The organism is Anaeromyxobacter diazotrophicus (assembly GCF_013340205.1).
Classification (GTDB): domain Bacteria; phylum Myxococcota; class Myxococcia; order Myxococcales; family Anaeromyxobacteraceae; genus Anaeromyxobacter_A; species Anaeromyxobacter_A diazotrophicus.
On the sequence record NZ_BJTG01000001.1, the window covers coordinates 67,569 to 88,342 of the forward strand.

Below are 20,774 nucleotides of genomic sequence, written 5' to 3' on the forward strand. Positions count from 1 at the left end.
GCTCACAGCCTCAACCGGCCGATGAGGGGCACGTGGTCGGAGAGCCCCGCGAACGGCGAGCGGCGATCGCCGAAGCGGGCCGTGCCGTCGAGGTCCACCCAGTGCACGCCGTTCCCGAAGAACACGTGGTCGAGGTGCATGCGCAGCCGCATGAACCCGGCGGTGGGGAAGCCGCGCGGGTCGAGCCCGGTGCAGAGGCCGCAGACCCGCTCGGCGCAGGTGAAGCCCGCCTCCTCGGTGAGGTGGCGGAAGACCGGCGACCCGGGCGCAGAGTTGAAATCGCCGCACACCACGAACGGCTCGCCGCGGGCGTGCCGCTGGACGAACGCCGCCAGCGTGCGCGCCTCGTGGACCTGGTTCGGGCCCCAGCCCATGCGGAGCCGCTCCGCCCAGAACTCGCGCGCGAAGGGCGTGGGGAGCGACAGGTGGGTGTTGAACACGTGGAGCGGGCCGGCGGGCGTGCGGACGCGCATGTGCGCGCAGATGCGGGTCTGCTTGCGATCCTTCCAGCGCTCCACGTGGTGGTGGGTGATGTGCTCCGGCGACTCCACGTTGTGGTGGTCGACGGCCAGCCGGTCGCGGTGCACCAGGATGGCGAGGCCGGTGGTGTAGATGGGCACGCCCCGCAGCTGGTTGACGTGCGCCCGGAAGTAGAAGCTCTCGTAGGGCGAGGTGCGCGCGTCGCCCGCGAAGGCGGCCTCGAGCTCGTGCATGAACGCCTCGAGCTGGGTCTCGCCGCGCCGGCCGCGGAAGGCCACCCGGGACCGGAGCGAGATGGTCTCGATCTCCTGGAGGCAGACCACGTCCGCCAGCGGCTCGAGCACCGCCAGGCGCGTCGCGATGCGCCGCTGCGCGGCGCGGGTCGAGGCGAGGCCGCGCAGCCCGTGCCCGAAGTAGCGGACGTTGTAGCTCATCACCCGCAGCGGGGAGCGCGGCACGGCGGGATCATAAGGCATCGGCGGCGCCCGGCGCCGTGCCCGCCCTCTCGCCCGCAACCCGAGAGGACCCCCAACCGCGAGCGCGCCGGCGAGGGCGCGGGCCGCTCGCGCGCGTCCCAACAGGCTTTTCCGCCCCCGAGGGCGTTGCGAGGATCGCCCCACAGCATGATTGTTGTGGAGCAGGTCACGGCTCCGAGCCCGAGTCGCCGCGAGCGCGGCTGGGGCCGGTCACCGCCCAGCTTCGTCGAGGAGGTCAAGTGGCGCCCACCACCCGGGTCACGCTCGCGCGCGACACTTACCTGGCAGCGCTGCGCGCCGCCCGCGCCCACTCCACGGCGCGCACCTGGGCGCGCCTGCTGCGCGCCGCGCGCAACCTGCGCGAGGCGTCCACCGAGGCCGAGCGCCAGGTGGTGCGCGACCGGCGGCCGCGGCCGTGACTCCCGGCCCTTTGCGCCCCCGGTTGGGGTGACGCCCCGATCCTCGGCGGCCCCGCGGCAGCGCGGCGATCACCTCCCGCTCCATGGCCTTCTTCCAGAGCCCGCCCCAGCTCCAGAACACCTACGCCGCGGACCCGCTCCTCCAGGAGTACCTCGCCCTCCAGCTCCCCGACGCGCTGGCCCGGTTCGAGCCCGAGCTCCGGCACCTGGGCGAGCTCGCGGCGGGGGAGCTCCTCCGGTTGCAGGAAGCCGACCGCTGCGCCGAGCCGCGCCACGTCCCGTTCGACGCCTGGGGGCGGCGCGTCGACACCATCGAGCTGACGCCGCTGTGGAAGGCGGCCGCCCGGCTCGCCGCCGAGCACGGCCTCGTCGCGATCCCCTACGAGCGCCCGCTGGGCGCGCGCTCGCGCCTGCTCCAGCTCGCGCTCCTGCACGTCGTGGAGCCGTCGCTCGACGTCTACTCCTGCCCCCTCGCCATGTCCGACGGCGCCGCGCGGACCCTGCTCGACCTGGCGCACCCCGCGCTGGTGGCGCGGGCGCTGCCCCGCCTCACCTCGCGCGACCCCGCGCGCGCCTGGACGAGCGGACAGTGGATGACGGAGCGGACCGGCGGCTCCGACGTCTCCGGCACCGAGACCGTCGCCCGCCAGGACGGCGCGGGGTGGCGGCTCTGGGGCACGAAGTGGTTCAGCTCCGCCACCACCGCCGAGATGGCGCTCGCGCTGGCGCGCCCCGAGGGCAACCCAGCCGGCGGCCGCGGGCTCGCGCTGTTCTACCTGGAGACGCGCCTGGCCAGCGGCGCGTCCAACGGCATGGTGGTGCACCGCCTGAAGGAGAAGCTCGGGACCCGCAAGCTCCCCACCGCCGAGCTGGGCCTGGAGGGCGCCGCCGCCGAGCCGGTGGCGGGACTGACGGAAGGCGTCAAGCACGTCGCCTCCATGCTGAACGTGACCCGGCTGTGGAACTCCGTCTGCGCGGCCGCCGGGATGCAGCGGGCGCTGGCGCTCGCGCGGGACTACGCCCGGCGGCGGCACGCCTTCGGCGGTCCGCTGCTCGAGCGCCCGCTCCACGCCGACACGCTCGCCGGCCTGGAGTCGGAGCGGGAGGGAGCGTTCCTCCTCGCCTTCCGCGCCGCGGCCCTGCTCGGCCTGCGGGAGGCGGGAGAGGCGTCCGCGGCGGAGCTGCTGGCGCTCCGGACCGTCACGCCGCTCGCGAAGCTCACCACCGGCAAGCAGGCGGTGGCCGTCGCCTCGGAGGCGCTGGAGTGCTTCGGCGGCGCGGGCTACGTCGAGGACACCGGCCTGCCCCGGCTCCTGCGCGACGCGCAGGTGCTCCCGATCTGGGAGGGCACCACCAACGTGCTCGCCCTCGACCTCTTGCGGGCGCTCGCGCCCGAGGGCGCGCTGCCGGCGCTCGCGGGCGAGCTGCGGGCCGCCGCCGCGGCCGCGCGCGACCCGTCGCTGCGGGCGCCCGCGGAGGCGGCGCTGCGCGCGCTGGAGCACGCCCTGGCGTGGCTCGACCGGACCGCGGGCGCGCCCGCGGCCCGGGAGGCGGGCGCGCGCCGGCTGGCGCTCACGCTCGGTCGCGCGCTCGAGCTGGCGCTCCTGTGCGCCCACGCCCAGGGCTGCCTCGACGCCGGGCGCGGCGGCCGCGCGGCGGCGGCGGCCCGGCGGCTGGCGCGGAACGGGGTGGACCTGCTGGCGGACGAGCCGGACGCCGCCGGCGCGGCGGCGCTCGCCGGCGGGTGATCACACCTCGCGCCGGCGCAGCCACAGCGCCGCCCCGACCAGCGCCGCCAGGCCGGCCAGGGCGCGGCCGCGCGCGCTCGCGGCGGCGCGCCCGGCCGCCTCCCCGCGGGAGAAGGCGCCGGCCGGCTCCAGCGGCTCCTCCACCTCGGTCTTCGTCCCGCTCGCCCCGGAGTCGGCGAGCCGCTTCGCGCCGGCGCGCTTCCCCTCCTCGGACTTGTGCTCGATGACCGCGTTCGCCTCCGCCCCGGCGAGCAAGACGAGCGACGAGAGCCACATCCACAGCAGCATGACGATCGCGCCGCCGACGGAGCCGTAGGTGGCGTCGTAGCTGCCGAAGTGGGCGACGTACTGCGAGAAGCCCCAGGAGGCGATCACCCACAGCACGACGCCCATCACCGAGCCGGGCGTGATGAACTTGAAGTCCTGCTCCACGTCCGGGAGGACGTAGTAGAGCAGCGCCCACAGGAACATCATGAGGACGCCCGCCACCGGGAACCGGAGCCAGGTGAGCGCCGTGCCGAGCGGCCCGCCGATGGCGTCGCCGATGGGGCCGGCCGCCACCGCCACCACCCCCGCCACCAGCGCGATGGCGCCGGCCACGAGCGTCATGAGCAGCGCCAGGCCGCGCGCCTTCCAGAACGGGCGCCCCTCCTGCACGCCGTAGATGATGTTGAGCGCGCGCTGCACCTCGGCCACGCCGCTGGAGGCGCTCCACAGGGCGACGACCGCGCCCACCGTGAGGAGCCCCGTCTTGGAGTCGGAGGCGACGGCGCGGATCCGGTCGCCGAGGATCTGGGTCACGTTCGCCGGCGCGATCTGGCCGAGCTGCTGCACGATCTGCTCCGCCTGGTCGGGCGTGATGACCAGGCTCGCCAGCGCCACCAGGAAGAGGAGGAACGGGAAGAGCGCCATCACGCCGGAGTAGGTGACGGCGCCCGCCCAGTCGGTGATCATGTCGCGCGTCAGCTCGTCCTTGAACGCGACGGCGAACTCCTTCCAACCCATGCCCTTGCCGGGGAAGCGCACGCGGACCTCCTGCGAGTCGTCCCCCGTCAAGTTACGCACGGCGGCGCCGGCGAGCGGGGCGCGCCCGCCTGGCGCTCGCCGGGCCGGCGGCGGTCAGAGCCGCACGCGCACCTCGTAGCGCCGGTTCTTCGCCTTCTTGGCGGGGGTGTCGTCGCGCTTCACCAGCGGCCGCTCCGAGCCCAGGCCCACGGCCGTCACGTCGCTCTCGGGCACGCCCTTCGCCACGAGCTCCTTCCGCATGCGCTCGGCGCGCTTCTGCGAGAGCTCCTTGTTGTGCGCCGCGCTGCCGGAGGAGTCGGTGTGACCGGAGACCTCGAACTTGAAGCTCCTCACGCCGGCCGCCTCGAGCCGCTTCTTCGCGTCGACGACCGCCTGCGCCAGCCGACGCGCCTTCTGATCGCACCCCGGCGCCAGCTCGTCGGAGTCGGTCTTGAACGAGCACTGGTTCTTGCGGCTCTCGTCGAGGAGCCGGGTGTTGATCTGCTTCTCCAGCTTCCCGGCGGCCGCCCCCCCGACGGCCTTCTTGCCGAGGTCCCACGCGGTCTGCGCCGGCGCGGGGCGCGCGGCGAGCAGGACCAGGGCGAGGAAGGCGAGGCGTGTCGTGAAACGTCCCATGCGGTGCTCTCCAGGGTGAAGGTCAGGATGCAGAGCTTATCCGGAAGAGGCTCTCCGTGCGCGTGCTCACCGGGACGAGCGGCTTCAGCTACGCGGCCTGGAACGGCGTCTTCTACCCGCCGCGCCTGCCCGCCGGCGCGCGGCTCGCCCACTACGCCTCGCGCCTCGACACCGTCGAGGCGAACGCGACCTTCTACCGGATGCCGCGGCCCGAGCTCCTGGCCGGCTGGCGCGCGCAGGTGCCGGCGGGCTTCACCTTCGCCCTCAAGGCGCCGCGGCGCATCACGCACCAGGCGCAGCTGCGCGGCGCCGACGCGCTCCTCGCCGCCTGGTCGCGCGCGACCGCCGAGCTGGGCGAGGCGCTCGGCCCGGTGCTGTACCAGCTCCCGCCCACCCTCGCCCGCGACCTGCCGCGGCTGCGCGACTTCCTCGCCCTGCTCCCGCGCGGCGCCGCGAGCGCGTTCGAGTTTCGCCACCCCTCGTGGTTCCACGACCAGGTCCTGGGGGCGCTCGCCGACGCCGGGGCGGCGCTGTGCGCCGCCGAGACCGACGAGACACGCCCGCTGCTCGTGACCACGACCTCCTTCGGGTACCTCCGGTTGCGGCGGGCGTGGTACGGCCCGGCCGACCTCGGCCGGTGGGCGGAGCGCCTCCAGGCGCAGCCCTGGCGGGAGGCGTTCGTCTACTTCAAGCACGAGGACGAGGCCCGCGGCCCCGCCTTCGCGCTGGCCCTGCGGGAGCTGCTGCGCGCCGGGGCGCCCGCCCATCCGGCGGGGGCCTGAGGTCGGACGCGAGCGGACACGGCCAAAGGGGCACCTCCCGCTCGGCCGCCGGGCGATGGTAGGCTCGCGGCATGCCCGAGCTGGCGTTGGTCCTCACGGGAGGCGGGGCCCGCGCGGCGTATCAGGTGGGGGCCCTCCGCGCCGTCGGGGACCTGTGGCGCGGGTCGCGCTCGCCGTTCAGCATCTACGCCGGGGTCTCGGCGGGCGCCATCAACGCCACCTCCCTCGCCTCCGGGGCCGACGAGTTCCCCGTCGCCGTGGAGCAGCTCGCCGGCGTGTGGCGCACCCTCACCCCGGACCGCGTCTACCGCACCGACACCCGGCGCCTGCTCGGGATCAGCACCCGCTGGTTCAAGGACCTGTCGGCGGGAGGCCTGCTGGGCTCCCCCCGCATGAACTACCTGCTCGACACGGAGCCCCTGCGCGCGCTCCTCGCGCGCACGCTGCCCTTCTCGCGCCTGTCACAGCACTTCCGCTCCGGCGCGCTGCGCGGCGTGGCGGTCTCCGCCACGAGCTACACCTCCGGCCTCGGCGTCACCTTCTTCGACGGGGTCCGCGAGCTGCAGCCCTGGTACCGGAGCACGCGCATCGCGGTCCGCCAGCGGCTGCGGCTGCCGCACGTGCTCGCCTCCACCGCCATCCCCATCTTCTTCCCGCCGGTGAAGGTCCGCGGGCTGTTCTACGGCGACGGCTGCGTGCGGATGCCCGCGCCGCTCTCGCCCGCCATCCACCTCGGCGCGGACCGGATCCTCGCCATCGGCGTGCAGTTCCCGCGGCCCGTCGAGCTGCCGCCGGAGCGGAGCCGCGCGCCGCGCCGCGAGTTCCTGCCCATGTCGGAGATCGCGGGCGTGCTGCTCGACGCCATCTTCCTCGACGCGCTGGAGTCCGACCTGGAGCGGCTCGAGCGCGTGAACCGGACGGTGGCCTTCATCCCGCCCGAGCAGCGCGGCACGGCGGCGCAGCCGCTCCGCGCGGTCACGTGCCTCGTGCTGCGACCGAGCCAGGACCTGGGCACGCTCGCCGCCGACCAGTACACGCGCTTCCCCCGCATGCTCCGGTACCTGCTGAAGGGCATCGGCGCCACCGGCGAGACCGGCGCCGAGCTCCTGAGCTACCTCGCCTTCGAGCCCGAGTACGTGAACCGCCTCATGGAGCTCGGCTACGCCGACACCATGCGGCGCCGGGTCGAGGTGCAGGCATTCCTGGAGCCGGAGCGGGAGCGCCTCGCCAGCGGCGGCGGCCCGTAGCCGGGGCGCCGCTACATCCGGTAGCTCACGAACGCCTGCGCCCCGCGCCGGTCGGCGCGATCGATCCCCGCCCGCCGCGGGCCGAGCAGATCGAGGAACGTGAAGCTCACGCCCACGTCCCACATCCGGCTGGGCGAGAGCACGGCCGCGGCGCCCACCGGGATCCGGTACGCGTCCGAGAAGCCGTCGAGCGGCCCGTCGAGCGAGGCCGCCGCCGCCACCGCCAGCCGCGGCGAGGCCTGCACCGCCAGCGTCACCGGGACGCGGAGCAGCTCGCGGTTGCGCGCGACGGTCTGGTAGAAGCCGAAGCTGGTGGTGGCGAGGGGGAAGGCGAGCGGCTCGTTCCGCACCAGCGCGTCGTCACGGTGTGTCACGCCGACCTCGAGCGACGGCGCGACGGTCAGGGAGGCCGGCCCCCCGCGCAGCCGTGCGACGAGGCGCCCCTCCACCGAGAGCGCCAGCGGGTCCGTCACCGGCGAGGCGGCGAGCGCCACCCCCACGGCGAGATCGGTGGAGGCGCCGCGCCAGGCGCTCCAGAGCGAGTCGAGCGACACGTCGCCGTAGACCTTGGGGCACTCGGGCCCGCCCGAGAGGCACAGCCCCTGGAAGTGCCGCACGCCGACCGTGAGCGCGTCGCTCACGCCGTAGTAGAAGGCGGGCGCGAGGAAGACGGGCCTCCCGGTGCGTTCCTGGCCGAGCCCGACCCCGAGCGGCAGGGTGATCTCGAACATCCCCTCGGCCAGGGTGAGCGGCCGGCGGGTAAGCTCGGTGGGCCAGCCCTCCTTCTCGACCGGCTGGTCGAGCACGCTCTCCTGGGCCAGCGCCGCGGCGGGGGCGCTCGCCGCGAGCAGCGCCGCGGCGGTGACGCGGAGCGAGATCATCGGGTTTCCTCCTGGTGGATGCTGGGAGTGGCCCAAGCCTGCCCGCGGGCGCGCCGCGGCTCAAGGACCGCTCCGGGTACCTCGCGCTCGAGCCCCGCGGCGCGGGGGAGGGCCGCTCAGCGCGCCGGGGCGCCGAAGGTGAGCACGGCGCGCTCCTCGGCCCGCCGGACCTCCCCCGCCAGCGCCCGCACCGCGTACGGGTCGAGCCCGAGCGCGCCCGCGCTCTGCACCACCTCCCGCGCGGCCCGCGCCGCGAAGAGCGGCTCGCGCACGTCCGCCAGGGCCGAGGTGAGCCGGACGAGGTGCAGGTCGACGAACTCCTCCTCGGCCGGCACGGCCTGGTCGTGGTGGCGGACGCAGAGCACGGTGAGGTACTGCGGCAGGGACCACACCTGGTGCGCCTCGGCCCCGAGCTCCACGTGGACGCGGTCGAGCAGCCGCTCGAGGCGCGTGGGCCCGAGGCCCGCGATCCGCCCCTCCGCGAGCAGGCCGGCCACCGCCCGCAGCGCGAGCGACTTGCCGACGTCGTGCAGGAGGCCGCCCAGGTAGGCGCGGTCCGAGTTCGCCCCGCGGTGGCCGAGCGCCTGCGCCGCCGCCGCCGACCCCACCGCCACCGCGTGCGCGAAGAGCGCGTTCCAGCGCGCGCCGTGCGCGACCTGCTCGGCGCGGGCCCGCGGGCTGAAGAGCGTGCGCGCCGAGACCGCCGCCGCCACCCGGCCCACCTCGGTGAGCCCGAGCCTCGCCACCGCATCCCGCACCGTCTCGAGCTCCTGCACGCCGCGGTAGGCGGCCGAGTTCGCCACCGACAGGACCCCCGCGCTCAGCGCGGGATCGCGCGCCACCAGCCGCGCCAGCTCGGCCACCTCCGCCTCCGGCGAGGCGGCGAGGTTCAGGATCTGCAGCGCGATGGCCGGGAACGAGGCGGGCTCGGGGCGCGCCTCGGCGAACCGCTCGCGCACGAGGGAGGCCAGGCGCTCCTCCTCGAGCTCCTCCTCGTCCGCGAGCGGCGCCGGCTCGGCGGGCTCGGGCATGCCGAGCGCGCGCGCGAACGGCGCGAAGCCGCCCGCCTCCTCCCCGGCCGCCGCCTCGGCGTGCGGGCCAGCGTCCGGCGGTGCCACGGGCGCGGGCGGAGCGTCCGTGCGGTGGAGCGGCTGGCCTCGGCCGTGGCGAGGGCCACGGCGGCGTTCCACGAGGTGGCGGAGCCAGCCCAGCACGTGTTTCGCTTAGCACCCGCGCCCGCCGTGCAGCAAGGCGAGCCGGAGCCCGCCTACCTTGGCGCACACCGGGCGGATTGCCACCGAGGGTGCGTACGAGCGCCGTCCCGTCCGGCGGACCTGGCCTCCCGGTGGGGCGAGCCGCGCTCGGCCGGGCCCCTCCGCGAACGGCCTTGCGCCCTGGTGTCAAGCCGGGTGAGGCGCCCGGTTGGGGAGGCTCAGGGGTGGGGGGTGCCGTGCCCATGCTGCGGTGCATAACTGTCAGTGAGGGCTGACCGCGGGGATGGTTCGGGGCCGGAGGGTATGGCGGTGAGCACGATCCTGGTGGTCGAGGACGATCCCGACATCCGTTCGGCGCTCTGCTCGATCCTCGAGGACGAGGGCTACCTGGTGGCGTGCGCCGCCGACGGCCAGGAGGCGCTCGGCGCCCTCCGCGCGGGGCTCCGGCCCGCGGTCATCCTCCTCGATCTCATGATGCCGGTGATGGACGGGCGGGACTTCCGCGCCGCGCAGCTCCGCGATCCTCGCCTGGCCGCCATCCCGGTGGTGGTCCTCACCGCCGACGGCCGCCTCCAGCAGGCGGCCCAGGCGCTCGGGGCCGCGGACGCGTTCGCGAAGCCCTTCGAGCTCAAGGTCCTCCTCCGCGCGCTGGAGCGGGTCACGGCCGCCTCCGCGCCGGCCTGCGAGACGCCCGCGCCGCAGGTCGCCGCGCACGGCTGAAGCGACGAGGGGGCCGCCCCGGTGGAGCGGCCCCTCCCTCGCGAGCGCCCTGGAACCTGGCGCGGAACGCTAGAACGTGCTGGCCACGGGCTTCGCGACCGCCGCGCCGCCGAGCGCACCCTGCGCGACCGGGCGCGCGGCGCCGGCCGGCATCGGGCCGCCGTCGCTCGAGTACCCGTGCACGCCCATCTCCGGGAGATCGAGGCCGTTGACCTCGTCCTCCAGCGAGACGCGGTTCCCGACGATCTTGCCGATCAGGTAGAACGCGAGCGCCGCGAGCGGGGCCACGTACAGCACGTTGGCCGCGATCCCGATCAGCTCCGCGATGAGCTGCCCGGCGTCCCCGTAGAAGAGGCCGGTCACGCCCCTGGCCACGCCGTTGAGGCCCTGACCGTAGACGCCGTTCGCGAAGAGCCCGAGGGAGAGGATGCCCCACGCGCCGTTCACGCCGTGCACCGCCGAGGCGCCGACCGGATCGTCGATCTTGAGCTTCGTGTCGATGAACACCGCCGCCGCCACCACCAGCACGCCGGAGACGAGGCCGATGACCGCGGCCGCCCAGGCCGAGACGAACGCGCACGGCGCGGTGATGGCGACGAGACCGGCCAGCATGCCGTTCGCGAGCCAGGACGGATCCGGCTTGCCCCACTTGGCCTTGACGTACAGGTAGGCGGCGAAGGCGCCGGTCGCGCTCGCGATCATGGTGTTCGTCGCCACCACGGCGAGGCGCGTGTCCATGCCGGACAGGGTCGAGCCCGCGTTGAAGCCGAACCAGCCGAAGGCGAGGATGAAGGTGCCGAGCATGACCTGCGGGATGCTGTGCGGCGCGATGGGGTGGATGCGCCCGTCGGCGCCGTACTTCCCGGCGCGCGGCCCGATCATCTTCGCCAGGACGAGCGCCATCACGCCGCCGGTCATGTGCACGACCGAGCTGCCGGCGAAGTCGACGTGCCCGTGGCCGAGCCCGAAGTTGGCGCCGAGCTGGGAGAGCCAGCCGCCGCCCCAGACCCAGTTCGCGTACACGGGGTAGATGACGGTCGAGATGACGAAGCTGAAGATCACGAACGAGGTGAACTTCCACCGCTCGGCCGCCGCGCCGGTGGGGATGGTGCAGGTCGTGTCCATGAAGCACATCTGGAAGAGGAACGTCGTCGCGACCCCCGCCGTGAAGAGCGACAGCGGGTGCAGCCCGAAGCCCGTCATGCCGAACAGGCCGAACGGCTTCCCCCCGATGTCGATCACGAACTCCTTGGCGAGGATCGCGTTCTCCCCGAACACCGGGCCGACGCCGCCCATCTGCAGCCCGAAGCCGACGAAGTAGAAGCCGATGATGCCGATGGCGTAGACGAGGAAGTTCATCCCCATCGTGTGCGCAGCGTTCTTGGCGCGGGTGAGCCCCGTCTCGACCAGCGCGAAGCCGGCCTGCATGAACATGACGAGGAAGCCCGCCACCATCGTCCAGACGATGTTGAGGGCGTTCTGAGTGTCGGTGAGCTGCTTCGCGAGCTCGGGGAGGGTCGGGTCGGCCATGGCGTCTCCTGGTGGGTAGGCGGGAGCGCTCGACTGCAGCGGCCGTGCCGCCGGGCCCGGAGCCACGCGGCGGCGGTTTCCCGCGCGCCGCCCAGGCTCATGACCGGCCGCTGGGCAGCGCGGTGCTCGCCGCGCCAGCATCGGCCGGCCGCGCGTCCCCCGCGCCGCTGGCAATCCGGCGCCCGAGCCGCCAGCGCAGCAGCGGCGGCGTGACGAGCGTGGTCGCGAGCACCATCGCCACCACCGCCGCGAACTCGCCCGGCCCCATCACCGGCCGCCCGCCGACCCGCAGCGTGAGCCCCATGCCGGCGAAGATGAGGCCCACCTCGCCGCGCGGGATCATCCCGAGCCCGACCGCCAGCCGATCCGCGCCGGGCGTCACCACCGCCAGCGCGCAGGCCTGCTTGCCCACGATGGCCGCGGCCGTGAGCGCCGCCGCGAGCCCCAGCTCCCCGCCCGCCAGCTGGCCGACGTTCACCAGGAGCCCCATGCGGACGAAGAAGATGGGCACCAGGATGGCCGAGAGCGGCAGCAGCAGGCGCTCCAGGTCGTCGCCGCCGGGGAGCAGCTCCCGGAACGGCACCCCCTCCAGCACCAGCCCGGCCGCGAACGCGCCGACGATCGGGGCCAGGCCGGCCAGGTGCGCCGCCCAGGCGAGCGCGAGGCAGGTGACGAGCGCGGCGGTGAGGAGCACGCCGCGCCCCCTGAGCCGCGCCGCCATCCGGAACAGGCGCGGCGCCAGCCACCGGCCCAGCACCAGCGCGCCGCCGAGGAACGCGACCGCCTTGCCGGTGGCGAGCGCCGCCTGGCGGAGCGCGCCGCCCCCCGCGCCGCCGGCGCCACCCCCCACCATCCCGATGATGACGGCGAGTACGAGCAGGCCCATGACGTCGTCGATCACTGCCGCGCCGAGGATGATGCGCCCCTCGGGCGTCGCCACGCGGCCGAGGTCGGCGAGGACGCGGGCTGTGATGCCGACGCTGGTGGCGCACAGGGTCGCGCCCAGGAAGAGCGGCACGTAAGGATGCGCGCCGGGGAGCAGCCAGCGCCCGGCCAGCCAGCCGAGGACCATCGGCACGGCGACGCCGACGGTGGCGACGAGGAGCGCCGAGACGCCGACCTGGAGCAGGTCGGCGAGGCGCGTGGAGAGCCCCACCTCGAAGAGGAGCAGGATGACACCCAGCTCCGCCAGCGCGGCGACGGTGGCGTCGCCCGGGATGAACTCGAGCGCGCGCACGCCGGCGAGCGGCAGGGCACCGAGCCCGATGCCGGCCAGGAGTTCCCCGAGCACCGCCGGCTGGCCGAGCGCCTCCGCGAGCGCGCCGCCCAGCTTGGCCGCGACGAGCACGACGATGAGCGCGACCAGGAGTGTGGCTGTCATGGCTCCCTTTCGTGCAAGGCCCGCTCCAGCGCGAGGCCGGGGCGCCGGCGATCCGCGGGCCGCCGCGGCGGTGCTCGCGCGCCAGGCACGCCCCCGCACGCTGGGCGGGCAGGCGGCGGCCGGCGAACGCCGCGACGCACGCCGGGGCGCCGCGCGGGCGCTGCCGGCGACCGGGCGCGCCCGTTGCATCGGGCGTCCTCCATCGTCTGCTCTCCCACGAGGTGCACCGTGAAGAAGGTCGAGGCCGTCATCAAGCCGTTCAAGCTGGACGAGGTCAAGCAGGCGCTCACCGAGCTCGGCGTGGCCGGGCTCACCGCCACCGAGGTCAAGGGCTTCGGCCGGCAGAAGGGCCACACCGAGCTCTACCGGGGGGCCGAGTACGTCGTCGACTTTCTCCCCAAGGTGAAGGTCGAGGTGGTGGTGCCCGATCAGCTGGTGGGGCGTCTCGTCGAGACCATCGAGCGCGTCTCCAAGACCGGCCGCATCGGCGACGGGAAGATCTTCATCACGCCGGTGGAGGAGGCGATCCGGATCCGCACCGGCGAGCGGGGCGAGGAGGCGCTGTAGCGCGGCCGGCGCGGCGCGGCGTCACCCGACGGTGTCGGCGTAGGTCATGACGAGGTACATGAGCGCCTCGTCGTCCGACGGGTTGCGGTACGTGTGGGCGGTGTCCGCCTCGAACACGATCGCGTCGCCCTGCTCGAGGCGCTGGCGAGCCCCCTCGATGTCGATCTCGATCGCGCCCCGGGCCACCACCAGGTTCTCGGTGGTGCCGGGGGCGTGGCCGTCGGCGTGCTCCTCGCCGTGGGGCGCGAGGCGCAGCTCGTAGAACTCGACCCGCCGCGGCTCGTCGAACGGGAAGAGGGCGCGCGAGCTGTAGGTGCCGTCGTGGTTGGTGAGCGTCTTCGCCTGATCGGAGCGCAGGACGAGGACGCCGCCCGCCTGCCGCTGCCCGATGAGGCCCGAGAAGGGCACGCCGAGCGCGGTCGAGATCTTCCACAGCACGTTGATGGTCGGCGCGCTCTGGCCGAGCTCGATCTGCCCCAGCATGGCGCGGGAGACGCCGGAGAGCTTGGACAGCTTCTCGAGCGAGAGGCCGCGCTTCACGCGCAGGCGCCGCAGGTTCGCGCCCACGACCGGCGCCAGGTCGGTGGTGGCCGCCGTCACCGGGGCGACCTCGGGCGTGACCGCGGCGGGCGCGGCGTCGCGGGACGGCTTGCGCGCGCCGCCGCGGCCCTTCGCGCTGCGGCCGCTCTCCTGGGAGGTCTTCATGCCGCCGTTATCCGCAGGAGCGGACGGGTTGTCAACGACACAGCCGGCGCCCGGCGCGCCGCGGCGAGGCCGCGCCCGGGGATGACCTGGCCGACCCGGGCGCGCGGAACCCTGCCCATCGGGGCGCTACTTTGTGCGCACATGCACCCCCAGGTTCGAGCATGGAGGGCGCCGCTCGGATGGCGCCTCTCCGAGCGAGGAAGCCGTGCCGAGCGTCGTCGCCTACCACCTGGATCCCCCCGTCACGGCGCAGCCGCAGCAGGTGACCGAGGTGGCCCTGCTCGCCCCCCCGGAGCCGGACGCCGAGGGCCGCCTGGTGCGCGATCTCACGGCGCTGGCCGAGGCGCCCGCGGCCGGGCCGGTCGCGGTGCAGGTGGAGCGCCGCGGCCCGCAGCTCGAGGTGACGCTCCGCCGCGCCGGGCTCGCCATCGCGCTGCCGCGGGTCGAGCCCGTGGCGCGCGCGCACGGCGTCGCGCTGGCGTCGGCCTGCAGCGCCGACGGGGTGCTCACGCTCTCCCTGCTCGTGCCGCGCGCCGCCGCCGTCCGGGGTTAGCGCTCGGTCGCGGCGGGCCGGTCAGGTCCGGCTGGTGCGCAGCCCGTCGGCGAGCTCGTTCCCCGGCGCGTCCGGCCCCCGCGGAAAGTGCTCCGCGAGCTTCCCGCCGCAGAGCGCGATGGCCTCGCAGAACCCCGCCGCGGGATCGCCGCGGCGCATGCCGGCGGTGAGGGCGTCGACCGCGCGCTGCCACGCCTCGTCGCCCATGCGGGCGTGGATGCCGTGGTCCCCCATGACGATCGCGCGGCGCTCGAAGAGCGAGGCGAAGACGAGGACGCCGGTCCCCGCGGCCGTCCGGTGCAGCCCGTGCTCGTGGAAGGCGCGCAGCGCGCGGTCGCGCGTGGCGAGCGCGCGCTCCGCCCGCCCGGCCAGCAGGCGCTCCACCGGGTCCCACAGCGCCAGGAGCGCGCCCGCGAGCCCGGCGCCGAGCTGCAGGAGCACCAGCTCCGCCAGCGTGAGCGGGACGTGCAGCACGAGCACGAGCGCCGTGGCCAGCGCCGCCGCCAGGAGAGCCCCGCGGAACCGCGCCTCCGGGTAGCCGTCGGAGCGCTCCACCACCACCGGGACGATCTGGCCGGCGCTGCGCGCCTCCGCCTCGCGGACGGCCGCCTCCACGCGCGCGCGCGCCTCCTCGCCGAAGAAGCGCTCCATCATCGGTTCACCCCCAGCGTGGCGCGCCCGCGCGCGCCGGGTGGAAGCCTCATGGCGTCACCATCCTCCGGAGGCGCCGCCGCCGCCGGAGCGGCCGCCACCTCCGCCCCAGCCACCGCCACCTCCGCCACCGCCCCAGCCGCCGCCGCCCCAGCCGCCGCCACCCCACCCTCCTCCGCCGAAGCCTCCCCCCCACGGGCCGCCGAAGAACCCGCGGCGCCGCGGGCCGAAGCCGCTGAACATCACGCGCGCGAGGAGGAACAGGATGACGAGGGCGACGATCACGCCCGCCCCGGCCCCCTGCCGCCGGCTCGGCTGCGCCATGCGCCGCGCGGCGTCCTGCGGCAGCGCGCCCAGCGCCGAGAGGATCTGCACCCCGGCGTCGAGGAGGCCCTGGCCGTACGCGCCCCGCTGAAACGCCGGGGTGATCGTCCCGCGCAGGATCCGGCCCGCCTGCGCGTCGGTGAGCGCGCCCTCGTTGCCGTAGCCGGTCTCGATGCGGAGGCGGCGGTCCTCGCGCGAGACGAGCACCAGCACCCCGTTGTCCTTGCCCTGCTCCCCCAGCTTCCACGCCTGGAAGGCGCGGACGGCGAAGCCCTCCACGTCCTCCCCCTCGAGCGAGCGCACGATGAGGTACTGCAGCTGGACGCGGTGCTCCGGCGCCTGCGCCCAGGCGGCGCGGCAGAGCGCCTCGAGTCGGCGCGTCTCGGCCGCGGACAGGAGCCCGGCCTCGTCGACGACCGGCCCGGTCAGCGCGGGGACGTCGCGGGCCACGGCGGGCGCCGCGGCGAGGAGGAGGGCCGCGGCCGCGGAGAGGAGCCCGGCCCTCGTCGCGAGGCGGCCGGCGATCAGAACTTCACCTTGGGCGCCTGCTCGGCGCCGGCGGTGGTGGCGGTGAACTGGGGCTTCGGTTGCTTGTGGTAGACGAGCGAGTTCGTGAAGCTGGTGGGCGGCACCGTGACGAGGTTGTTGAAGCTCTGCACCGCCTGGATGTAGCGGTTGCGGGCCACCGCGATCCGGTTCTCGGTGCCCTCGAGCTGCACCTGCAGGTCGCGGAAGTTCTCGTTGGCGCGGAGCTGCGGGTAGTTCTCGGACACCACCATGAGCCGCCCCAGCGCGCTGCGCAGGCCCGCCTGCGCGTCCTCGAACTTCTTCAAGTTCTCCGGCGTGAGGTCGTTGGCGTTGAGCTGGACCTGCGTCGCCTTGGCGCGGGCCGCCATCACGCCCTCCAGGGTCTCGCGCTCATGGGTGGCGTACCCCTTCACCGTCTCGACCAGGTTGGGGACGAGGTCGGCGCGGCGCTGGTACTGGTTCTGGACCTCGCCCCACGCCGCCGTCACCGCGTTGTCCGACTGGGGGATGGACTGGAACCCGCAGCCGCTCACGGCGAGCACGGCGGCCAGCGCGGCGAGCAGCCTCTTGGTGTCGAGCATGGCGAGAGGGTAACGCCGGCCGGGGGCGTGTAAAGTGAAACCGGACGTGACGACGAGGAGCGAGCCCTCCGGGTGGGAAGCGTACTACCGCGTGGTGCGGCGCATCCCGCGCGGCAAGGTGGCGACCTACGCCCAGGTGGCGCTGCTCGCCGGCCGCCCTCGCGCGGCGCGCCACGTCGGCTTCGCCCTCGCCGCGCTGCGCGGCAGCGGGAGGCGCGTGCCCTGGCAGCGCGTGCTGGGGAAGCGCTCCGCCACGAGCGCCGGCATCAGCATCCTCGACCCCATGGGCGCGGCGGTGCAGCGCGATCTGCTGGAGCGCGAGGGCGTCCGCGTGGACGAGCGCGGGCGCGTCTCGCTCGCCGAGCACGGCTGGCGGCCGCGGCGGCGGTGACCGGCTACTCCAGCTTCACCGGCTGCACGTTCCAGATCTGCTCGGCGTACTCGCGGATGGAGCGATCCGAGGAGAACTTGCCCATCCGCGCCACGTTCAGGATGGCCATCCTCGTCCAGCGCTCCGGGTCGAGGTACGCCTGCGAGACCTCCTCCTGGCAGCGCACGTAGGAGGCGAAGTCGGCCAGGCAGAGGTAGGGGTCGCCGCCGTTGAGCAGCGAGTCGACGATGGGCTGGAAGAGGCGCGGCTGGCCCGGCGAGAACGTCCCGCCGGCGATGGCGTCCACCACCCCCTTGAGCTCCCGGTTCTGCCGGTAGTACTCCCAGGGGTCGTACCCGCGCCGGCGCAGCTCCTTCACCTGCTCGACGGTGAGGCCGAACAGGAAGAAGTTCTCGGCGCCCACCTCCTCGCGGATCTCGACGTTGGCGCCGTCGAGGGTGCCGATGGTGAGGGCGCCGTTCAGGGCGAACTTCATGTTGCCGGTGCCCGACGCCTCCTTGCCGGCGGTCGAGATCTGCTCCGACAGGTCGGCCGCCGGGAAGATCCGCTCCGCCAGCGACACGCGGTAGTTCTTGAGGAACACCACCGCGATGCGCCCGCGCACGTCGAGGTCGTGGTTCACCACCTCGGCGACCGCGTTGACGAGCTTGATGTGCCACTTCGCCATCGCGTAGCCCGGCGCCGCCTTCCCGCCGAACAGGTAGGTGCGGGGCACCGGCTGATAGGACGGATCGGCCTTGATGCGCAGGTACTGGGCGACGACGTGCAGCACGTCGAGCAGCTGCCGCTTGTACTCGTGGATGCGCTTCACCTGGACGTCGAAGATCGAGTCCACGTCGAGCGTGATGCCGTTCTCGCGCTGGACCACGGCGGCGAGGAGCTCCTTGTTCTGGCGCTTCACCTCGCGGAAGCGCCGGCGGAAGGCGGCGTCGCCGGCGAGCGGCTCCAGCCGGCGCAGCTGGTCGAGGTCGGTCTCCCAGCCCGGGCCGAGCACCTCGGTGATCATCCGCGCCAGCTCCGGGTTCGCCTGCAGCATCCAGCGGCGCGGCGTGACGCCGTTGGTCTTGTTGTTGAACCGCTCCGGCCAGAGCGCGTCGAAGTCCTTGAACAGGTCGCTCCTGAGGAGCTCCGTGTGCAGCGCCGCCACCCCGTTCACCGAGTGCGAGCCCACCACCGCCAGGTTCGCCATCCGCACCTGGCGCACCGGGCCCTCCTCGATGAGCGACATCCGCGCCATGGCGGCCGGGTCGACGCCGCGGTCGCGCAGCCCGGCCAGGAAGCGGCGGTTCACCTCCAGGATGATCTCGAGGTGCCGCGGCAGCACGCGGCCGAACAGATCCACCGCCCAGCGCTCCAGCGCCTCGGGCAAGAGCGTGTGGTTCGTGTACCCGAAGACCGCCCGGCAGGTCTCCCAGGCGTCGTCCCACTCGAAGCCGTGCTCGTCCACCAGCACCCGCATGAGCTCCGCCACCGCGATGGCGGGGTGCGTGTCGTTCAGCTGGAGGGCGACCTTGTCCGCGAAGCCCTCGAACCCCTCGTGCATCTTGAGGTGGCGGTTCACGATGTCGTGGATGGAGCAGGCGACGAAGAAGTACTGCTGCTGCAGCCGCAGCTCCTTGCCCATCACCGTGACGTCGTTCGGGTAGAGGACCTTCGAGATGTTCTCGGAGAGGTTCTTCTCCTCCACCGCCGCCAGGTAGTCGCCGCGGTTGAAGTCGGCCAGGTCGAACTCGGTCGAGGCGCGGGCGCGCCACAGGCGCAGGGTGTTGACGGTGCCGTTGCGGTACCCGGCGATGGGCGTGTCGTAGGGCGTGCCGAGCACGTGGCGGGCGTCCACCCAGCGCACGCGGTAGCGCCCCTGCTCGTCGTGGTAGGCCTCGGTGCGCCCGTAGAACGCGACCGGCACCTCGTACTCCGGGCGCGCCACCTCCCACGGGTTCCCGAAGCGCAGCCACTCCTCCGGGCGCTCCACCTGCCAGCCGTCGCGGATCTCCTGGTCGAAGATGCCGAACTCGTAGCGGATGCCGTAGCCGTAGGCCGGCAGGGCGAGCGTCGCCATCGAGTCGAGGTAGCAGGCGGCGAGCCTCCCCAGGCCGCCGTTGCCGAGCCCCGCGTCCGGCTCCTCGGTGAACAGGTCGGAGAGGTCGACGCCGATGCCCGCCAGCGCCTCGCGCGCGCCGTCGTAGAGGCCCAGGTTGATGAGGTTGTTCTCGAGCGCCTTGCCCATCAGGAACTCGAGCGACAGGTAGTAGACGCGCTTCGCGTCGTGCAGGTAGTACGCCTGCTGCGTCTGGATCCAGTGGCGCATGAGCCGGTCGCGCACCCCGTAGGCGAGCGCCAGGTACCGGTCGAGCGCGGTGGCGGTGTGCTCGTCCTTCCCCTGCGAGAACTGCAGGTGGTCGAGGAAGGAGCGGCGCAGGGAGTCCACGTCGGTGGCGGTCCGCGTGTTGGGCAGATCGCGCGCGCGCTCCATCGCCCGCGCCTCGGCGCTTTGGGGGTTGCGGTTCAGCGCCATCTCGGCGCCCGGCTTCGGCATCGGCTACCCCCTCCTCATCGACCGCGCCAGCTCGTCGTAGAGGTGGATGGCGCTGCGGGTGGCCTTGGCGAGGTCGCCCAGGTGCAGGCTCTCGTTCTCCGAGTGGGCGTTGGTGTACGGATCCTCCACCCCGATGAGCAGGGCCGGCACGCCGCCCAGCTCCTTCGCGAACGGCTCGACGAAGCCGATCGACCCGCCGCAGCCGATGGCCAGCGGCTCGCGCCCGTAGCCCTGCTGGAGCGCGCGGAAGGCGGCCTGGAACGCCGGGTGCGAGGTGTCGGTCTTCCAGGCCGGGCCGGCGGTCGCGACGTCGAGCTTCACCTCCAGCCCCCAGGGCACCGCCTGCCGCAGCGCCGCGCAGAGCCGGTCGGCGACGTCCTGCGGGTCCATGTCGGGGACGATCCGGACCCCCACCCTCGCCCACGCGACGTCGTTCACGATGTTGCGCGCGTCGCGGCGGCTGGAGGCCTGGATGGCGTTCACGGCCAGCGCGGGCTGCCACCAGTTGGTCTCCCACGGGGGCCGCCCGCCCAGGAGCTGCGCGCCGGGCACGAGCCCCACCTGGCGGCGGAAGTCGGCGTCGGTGGTGGGGAGGCGCTCCAGGCTGCGCCGCTCGTCGGCGGTGAGCGGGCGCACCTTGTCGTAGATCCCCGGGATCGCGATCCGCCCCTGGGCGTCCACCAGGCCGGCCAGCATCTTCGCCAGCGCCAGCGCCGGGTCGGGGATGGGGCCGCCCCACATCCCGGAGTGCACGCTCTGCTTGAGCGCCCGCACCTCGACGTCCACCGTCACCAGGCCGCGCAGCGCGATGGTGACCGACGGCACGCCGGTGTCGAAGTTCCCCGTGTCGGTGAGCACCATCGCGTCCGCGTCGAGCCGCGCCCGGTACTTGCGCAGGAAGGCGGCCAGGTGCTCGGACCCGATCTCCTCCTCCCCCTCGATGAGGATCCGCACGTTGACCGGGACCTCGCCGGCGCCCCGCACCCAGCTGTCGACCGCGGCGGCGTGGACGAGGATGCCCGACTTGTCGTCCGCCGCGCCGCGGCCGTACAGCCGGCCGTCGCGCTCGGTCGGCTCGAACGGGGGCGACTTCCAGGCCTCCTCCTCGCCCGGCGGCTGCACGTCGTGGTGGGCGTAGAGGAGCAGCGTCGGCGCCTTCGGGTCGCGCAGGCGCTCGCCGTAGACGTACGGGTGCGCGCCCTCGACGGTGAGGACCTCCACCCGCTCGAACCCCCGCCGCGCGAGCAGCGCCGCCACCGCCTCGGCGCTCCGCTTCACCTCCGCCGCCGGGAAGCCGTCGAAGGAGACGCTCGGGATGCGGACCAGGGCCGCGAGGTCCTCCTGGTAGGCGGCGGCGTGGGCGGCGTGGTGGGCGAGGGCCTTGTCGATGTCGGGCACTTCTCCTCCGGGGGCGCGGTG

At 74.4% G+C, this 20,774-nt stretch carries 21 protein-coding genes; 8 read left to right on the forward strand and 13 right to left on the reverse strand.

Going from position 1 to position 20,774, the window contains the following annotated elements:
* Positions 1-2 precede the first annotated feature (2 nt).
* Positions 3-938: an endonuclease/exonuclease/phosphatase family protein gene (locus tag HWY08_RS00255; protein ID WP_235969376.1), complete on the reverse strand. Its 936-nt coding sequence runs from the start codon at positions 936-938 to the stop codon at positions 3-5.
* Between the two features lie 257 nt (positions 939-1,195).
* On the opposite strand from HWY08_RS00255, the gene HWY08_RS00260 reads away from it, so the two are divergent.
* Both HWY08_RS00260 and HWY08_RS00265 read left to right on the forward strand, forming a co-directional pair.
* The gene (locus HWY08_RS00260; RefSeq protein WP_176062121.1) at positions 1,196-1,375 is read left to right on the forward strand and encodes a hypothetical protein; all 180 of its coding nucleotides are present in this window, start codon (positions 1,196-1,198) and stop codon (positions 1,373-1,375) included.
* Between the two features lie 83 nt (positions 1,376-1,458).
* Positions 1,459-3,123: an acyl-CoA dehydrogenase family protein gene (locus tag HWY08_RS00265; RefSeq protein WP_176062122.1), complete on the forward strand. Its 1,665-nt coding sequence runs from the start codon at positions 1,459-1,461 to the stop codon at positions 3,121-3,123.
* Here the strand turns inward: HWY08_RS00265 and HWY08_RS00270 are convergent, their stop codons facing one another.
* Together HWY08_RS00270 and HWY08_RS00275 are read right to left on the reverse strand one after the other, a co-directional pair.
* Entirely contained in the window at positions 3,124-4,149 is a 1,026-nt protein-coding gene (locus HWY08_RS00270; protein ID WP_176062123.1) for a YihY/virulence factor BrkB family protein, read from the reverse strand.
* A gap of 93 nt (positions 4,150-4,242) precedes the next feature.
* Positions 4,243-4,764, reverse strand: coding sequence for an OmpA family protein (locus tag HWY08_RS00275; protein ID WP_176062124.1), 522 nt, complete (start codon positions 4,762-4,764; stop codon positions 4,243-4,245).
* Between the two features lie 56 nt (positions 4,765-4,820).
* On the opposite strand from HWY08_RS00275, the gene HWY08_RS00280 reads away from it, so the two are divergent.
* Together HWY08_RS00280 and HWY08_RS00285 are read left to right on the forward strand one after the other, a co-directional pair.
* A complete protein-coding gene (locus HWY08_RS00280) occupies positions 4,821-5,546 on the forward strand; it encodes a DUF72 domain-containing protein (protein WP_176062125.1) in 726 nt (241 codons plus the stop codon).
* A gap of 71 nt (positions 5,547-5,617) precedes the next feature.
* Positions 5,618-6,793: a patatin-like phospholipase family protein gene (locus HWY08_RS00285; protein WP_176062126.1), complete on the forward strand. Its 1,176-nt coding sequence runs from the start codon at positions 5,618-5,620 to the stop codon at positions 6,791-6,793.
* Between the two features lie 11 nt (positions 6,794-6,804).
* Here the strand turns inward: HWY08_RS00285 and HWY08_RS00290 are convergent, their stop codons facing one another.
* Positions 6,805-7,674, reverse strand: a complete 870-nt coding sequence (locus HWY08_RS00290; protein ID WP_176062127.1) for a hypothetical protein — start codon at positions 7,672-7,674, stop codon at positions 6,805-6,807.
* Between the two features lie 116 nt (positions 7,675-7,790).
* Entirely contained in the window at positions 7,791-8,792 is a 1,002-nt protein-coding gene (locus HWY08_RS00295; RefSeq protein ID WP_176062128.1) for an HDOD domain-containing protein, read from the reverse strand.
* 399 nt (positions 8,793-9,191) lie between these two features.
* Between HWY08_RS00295 and HWY08_RS00300 the strand changes: the two genes are divergently transcribed.
* Positions 9,192-9,608: a response regulator gene (locus tag HWY08_RS00300; protein ID WP_176062129.1), complete on the forward strand. Its 417-nt coding sequence runs from the start codon at positions 9,192-9,194 to the stop codon at positions 9,606-9,608.
* A gap of 69 nt (positions 9,609-9,677) precedes the next feature.
* Here the strand turns inward: HWY08_RS00300 and HWY08_RS00305 are convergent, their stop codons facing one another.
* Both HWY08_RS00305 and HWY08_RS00310 read right to left on the reverse strand, forming a co-directional pair.
* A complete protein-coding gene (locus tag HWY08_RS00305; RefSeq protein WP_176062130.1) occupies positions 9,678-11,138 on the reverse strand; it encodes an ammonium transporter in 1,461 nt (486 codons plus the stop codon).
* Between the two features lie 97 nt (positions 11,139-11,235).
* Positions 11,236-12,519 (reverse strand): cation:proton antiporter, encoded by a 1,284-nt coding sequence (locus HWY08_RS00310; RefSeq protein WP_176062131.1) that lies wholly within the window; start codon positions 12,517-12,519, stop codon positions 11,236-11,238.
* A gap of 228 nt (positions 12,520-12,747) precedes the next feature.
* On the opposite strand from HWY08_RS00310, the gene HWY08_RS00315 reads away from it, so the two are divergent.
* Positions 12,748-13,086, forward strand: coding sequence for a P-II family nitrogen regulator (locus HWY08_RS00315; RefSeq protein ID WP_176062132.1), 339 nt, complete (start codon positions 12,748-12,750; stop codon positions 13,084-13,086).
* Positions 13,087-13,107: 21 nt separating this feature from the next.
* Here the strand turns inward: HWY08_RS00315 and HWY08_RS00320 are convergent, their stop codons facing one another.
* On the reverse strand, positions 13,108-13,791 hold the full coding sequence (locus HWY08_RS00320; RefSeq protein WP_176062133.1) for a helix-turn-helix domain-containing protein: 684 nt from the start codon (positions 13,789-13,791) through the stop codon (positions 13,108-13,110).
* Between the two features lie 205 nt (positions 13,792-13,996).
* Here HWY08_RS00320 and HWY08_RS00325 point away from each other — a divergent pair, with 205 nt between their 5' ends.
* Entirely contained in the window at positions 13,997-14,344 is a 348-nt protein-coding gene (locus tag HWY08_RS00325) for a hypothetical protein (RefSeq protein ID WP_176062134.1), read from the forward strand.
* Between the two features lie 21 nt (positions 14,345-14,365).
* On the opposite strand, the gene HWY08_RS00330 is transcribed toward HWY08_RS00325, so the two are convergent.
* From HWY08_RS00330 to HWY08_RS00340, 3 genes are all read right to left on the reverse strand, one after another.
* Positions 14,366-14,998, reverse strand: coding sequence for a TPM domain-containing protein (locus HWY08_RS00330; protein WP_176062135.1), 633 nt, complete (start codon positions 14,996-14,998; stop codon positions 14,366-14,368).
* Between the two features lie 54 nt (positions 14,999-15,052).
* A complete protein-coding gene (locus tag HWY08_RS00335) occupies positions 15,053-15,769 on the reverse strand; it encodes a TPM domain-containing protein (RefSeq protein WP_235969377.1) in 717 nt (238 codons plus the stop codon).
* A 74-nt stretch (positions 15,770-15,843) separates the two neighbouring features.
* Positions 15,844-16,428, reverse strand: coding sequence for a LemA family protein (locus HWY08_RS00340; RefSeq protein ID WP_176062136.1), 585 nt, complete (start codon positions 16,426-16,428; stop codon positions 15,844-15,846).
* A 46-nt stretch (positions 16,429-16,474) separates the two neighbouring features.
* Between HWY08_RS00340 and HWY08_RS00345 the strand changes: the two genes are divergently transcribed.
* Entirely contained in the window at positions 16,475-16,819 is a 345-nt protein-coding gene (locus tag HWY08_RS00345) for an MGMT family protein (protein ID WP_176062137.1), read from the forward strand.
* 4 nt (positions 16,820-16,823) lie between these two features.
* Here the strand turns inward: HWY08_RS00345 and HWY08_RS00350 are convergent, their stop codons facing one another.
* Together HWY08_RS00350 and HWY08_RS00355 are read right to left on the reverse strand one after the other, a co-directional pair.
* Positions 16,824-19,355 (reverse strand): glycogen/starch/alpha-glucan phosphorylase, encoded by a 2,532-nt coding sequence (locus tag HWY08_RS00350; protein ID WP_371869287.1) that lies wholly within the window; start codon positions 19,353-19,355, stop codon positions 16,824-16,826.
* A 3-nt stretch (positions 19,356-19,358) separates the two neighbouring features.
* Positions 19,359-20,753, reverse strand: coding sequence for a M20/M25/M40 family metallo-hydrolase (locus HWY08_RS00355; RefSeq protein WP_176062138.1), 1,395 nt, complete (start codon positions 20,751-20,753; stop codon positions 19,359-19,361).
* Between the last annotated feature and the right edge of the window lie 21 nt (positions 20,754-20,774).

Coding starts and splice junctions, on each gene's coding strand:
- HWY08_RS00265 (WP_176062122.1), top strand. CDS start 1,459: ATGGCCTTCTTCCAGAGCCCGCCCCAGCTCCAGAACACCTACGCCGCG.
- HWY08_RS00275 (WP_176062124.1), bottom strand. CDS start 4,764: ATGGGACGTTTCACGACACGCCTCGCCTTCCTCGCCCTGGTCCTGCTC.
- HWY08_RS00285 (WP_176062126.1), top strand. CDS start 5,618: ATGCCCGAGCTGGCGTTGGTCCTCACGGGAGGCGGGGCCCGCGCGGCG.
- HWY08_RS00290 (WP_176062127.1), bottom strand. CDS start 7,674: ATGATCTCGCTCCGCGTCACCGCCGCGGCGCTGCTCGCGGCGAGCGCC.
- HWY08_RS00300 (WP_176062129.1), top strand. CDS start 9,192: ATGGCGGTGAGCACGATCCTGGTGGTCGAGGACGATCCCGACATCCGT.
- HWY08_RS00305 (WP_176062130.1), bottom strand. CDS start 11,138: ATGGCCGACCCGACCCTCCCCGAGCTCGCGAAGCAGCTCACCGACACT.
- HWY08_RS00310 (WP_176062131.1), bottom strand. CDS start 12,519: ATGACAGCCACACTCCTGGTCGCGCTCATCGTCGTGCTCGTCGCGGCC.
- HWY08_RS00320 (WP_176062133.1), bottom strand. CDS start 13,791: ATGAAGACCTCCCAGGAGAGCGGCCGCAGCGCGAAGGGCCGCGGCGGC.
- HWY08_RS00330 (WP_176062135.1), bottom strand. CDS start 14,998: ATGATGGAGCGCTTCTTCGGCGAGGAGGCGCGCGCGCGCGTGGAGGCG.
- HWY08_RS00340 (WP_176062136.1), bottom strand. CDS start 16,428: ATGCTCGACACCAAGAGGCTGCTCGCCGCGCTGGCCGCCGTGCTCGCC.
- HWY08_RS00350 (WP_371869287.1), bottom strand. CDS start 19,355: ATGCCGAAGCCGGGCGCCGAGATGGCGCTGAACCGCAACCCCCAAAGC.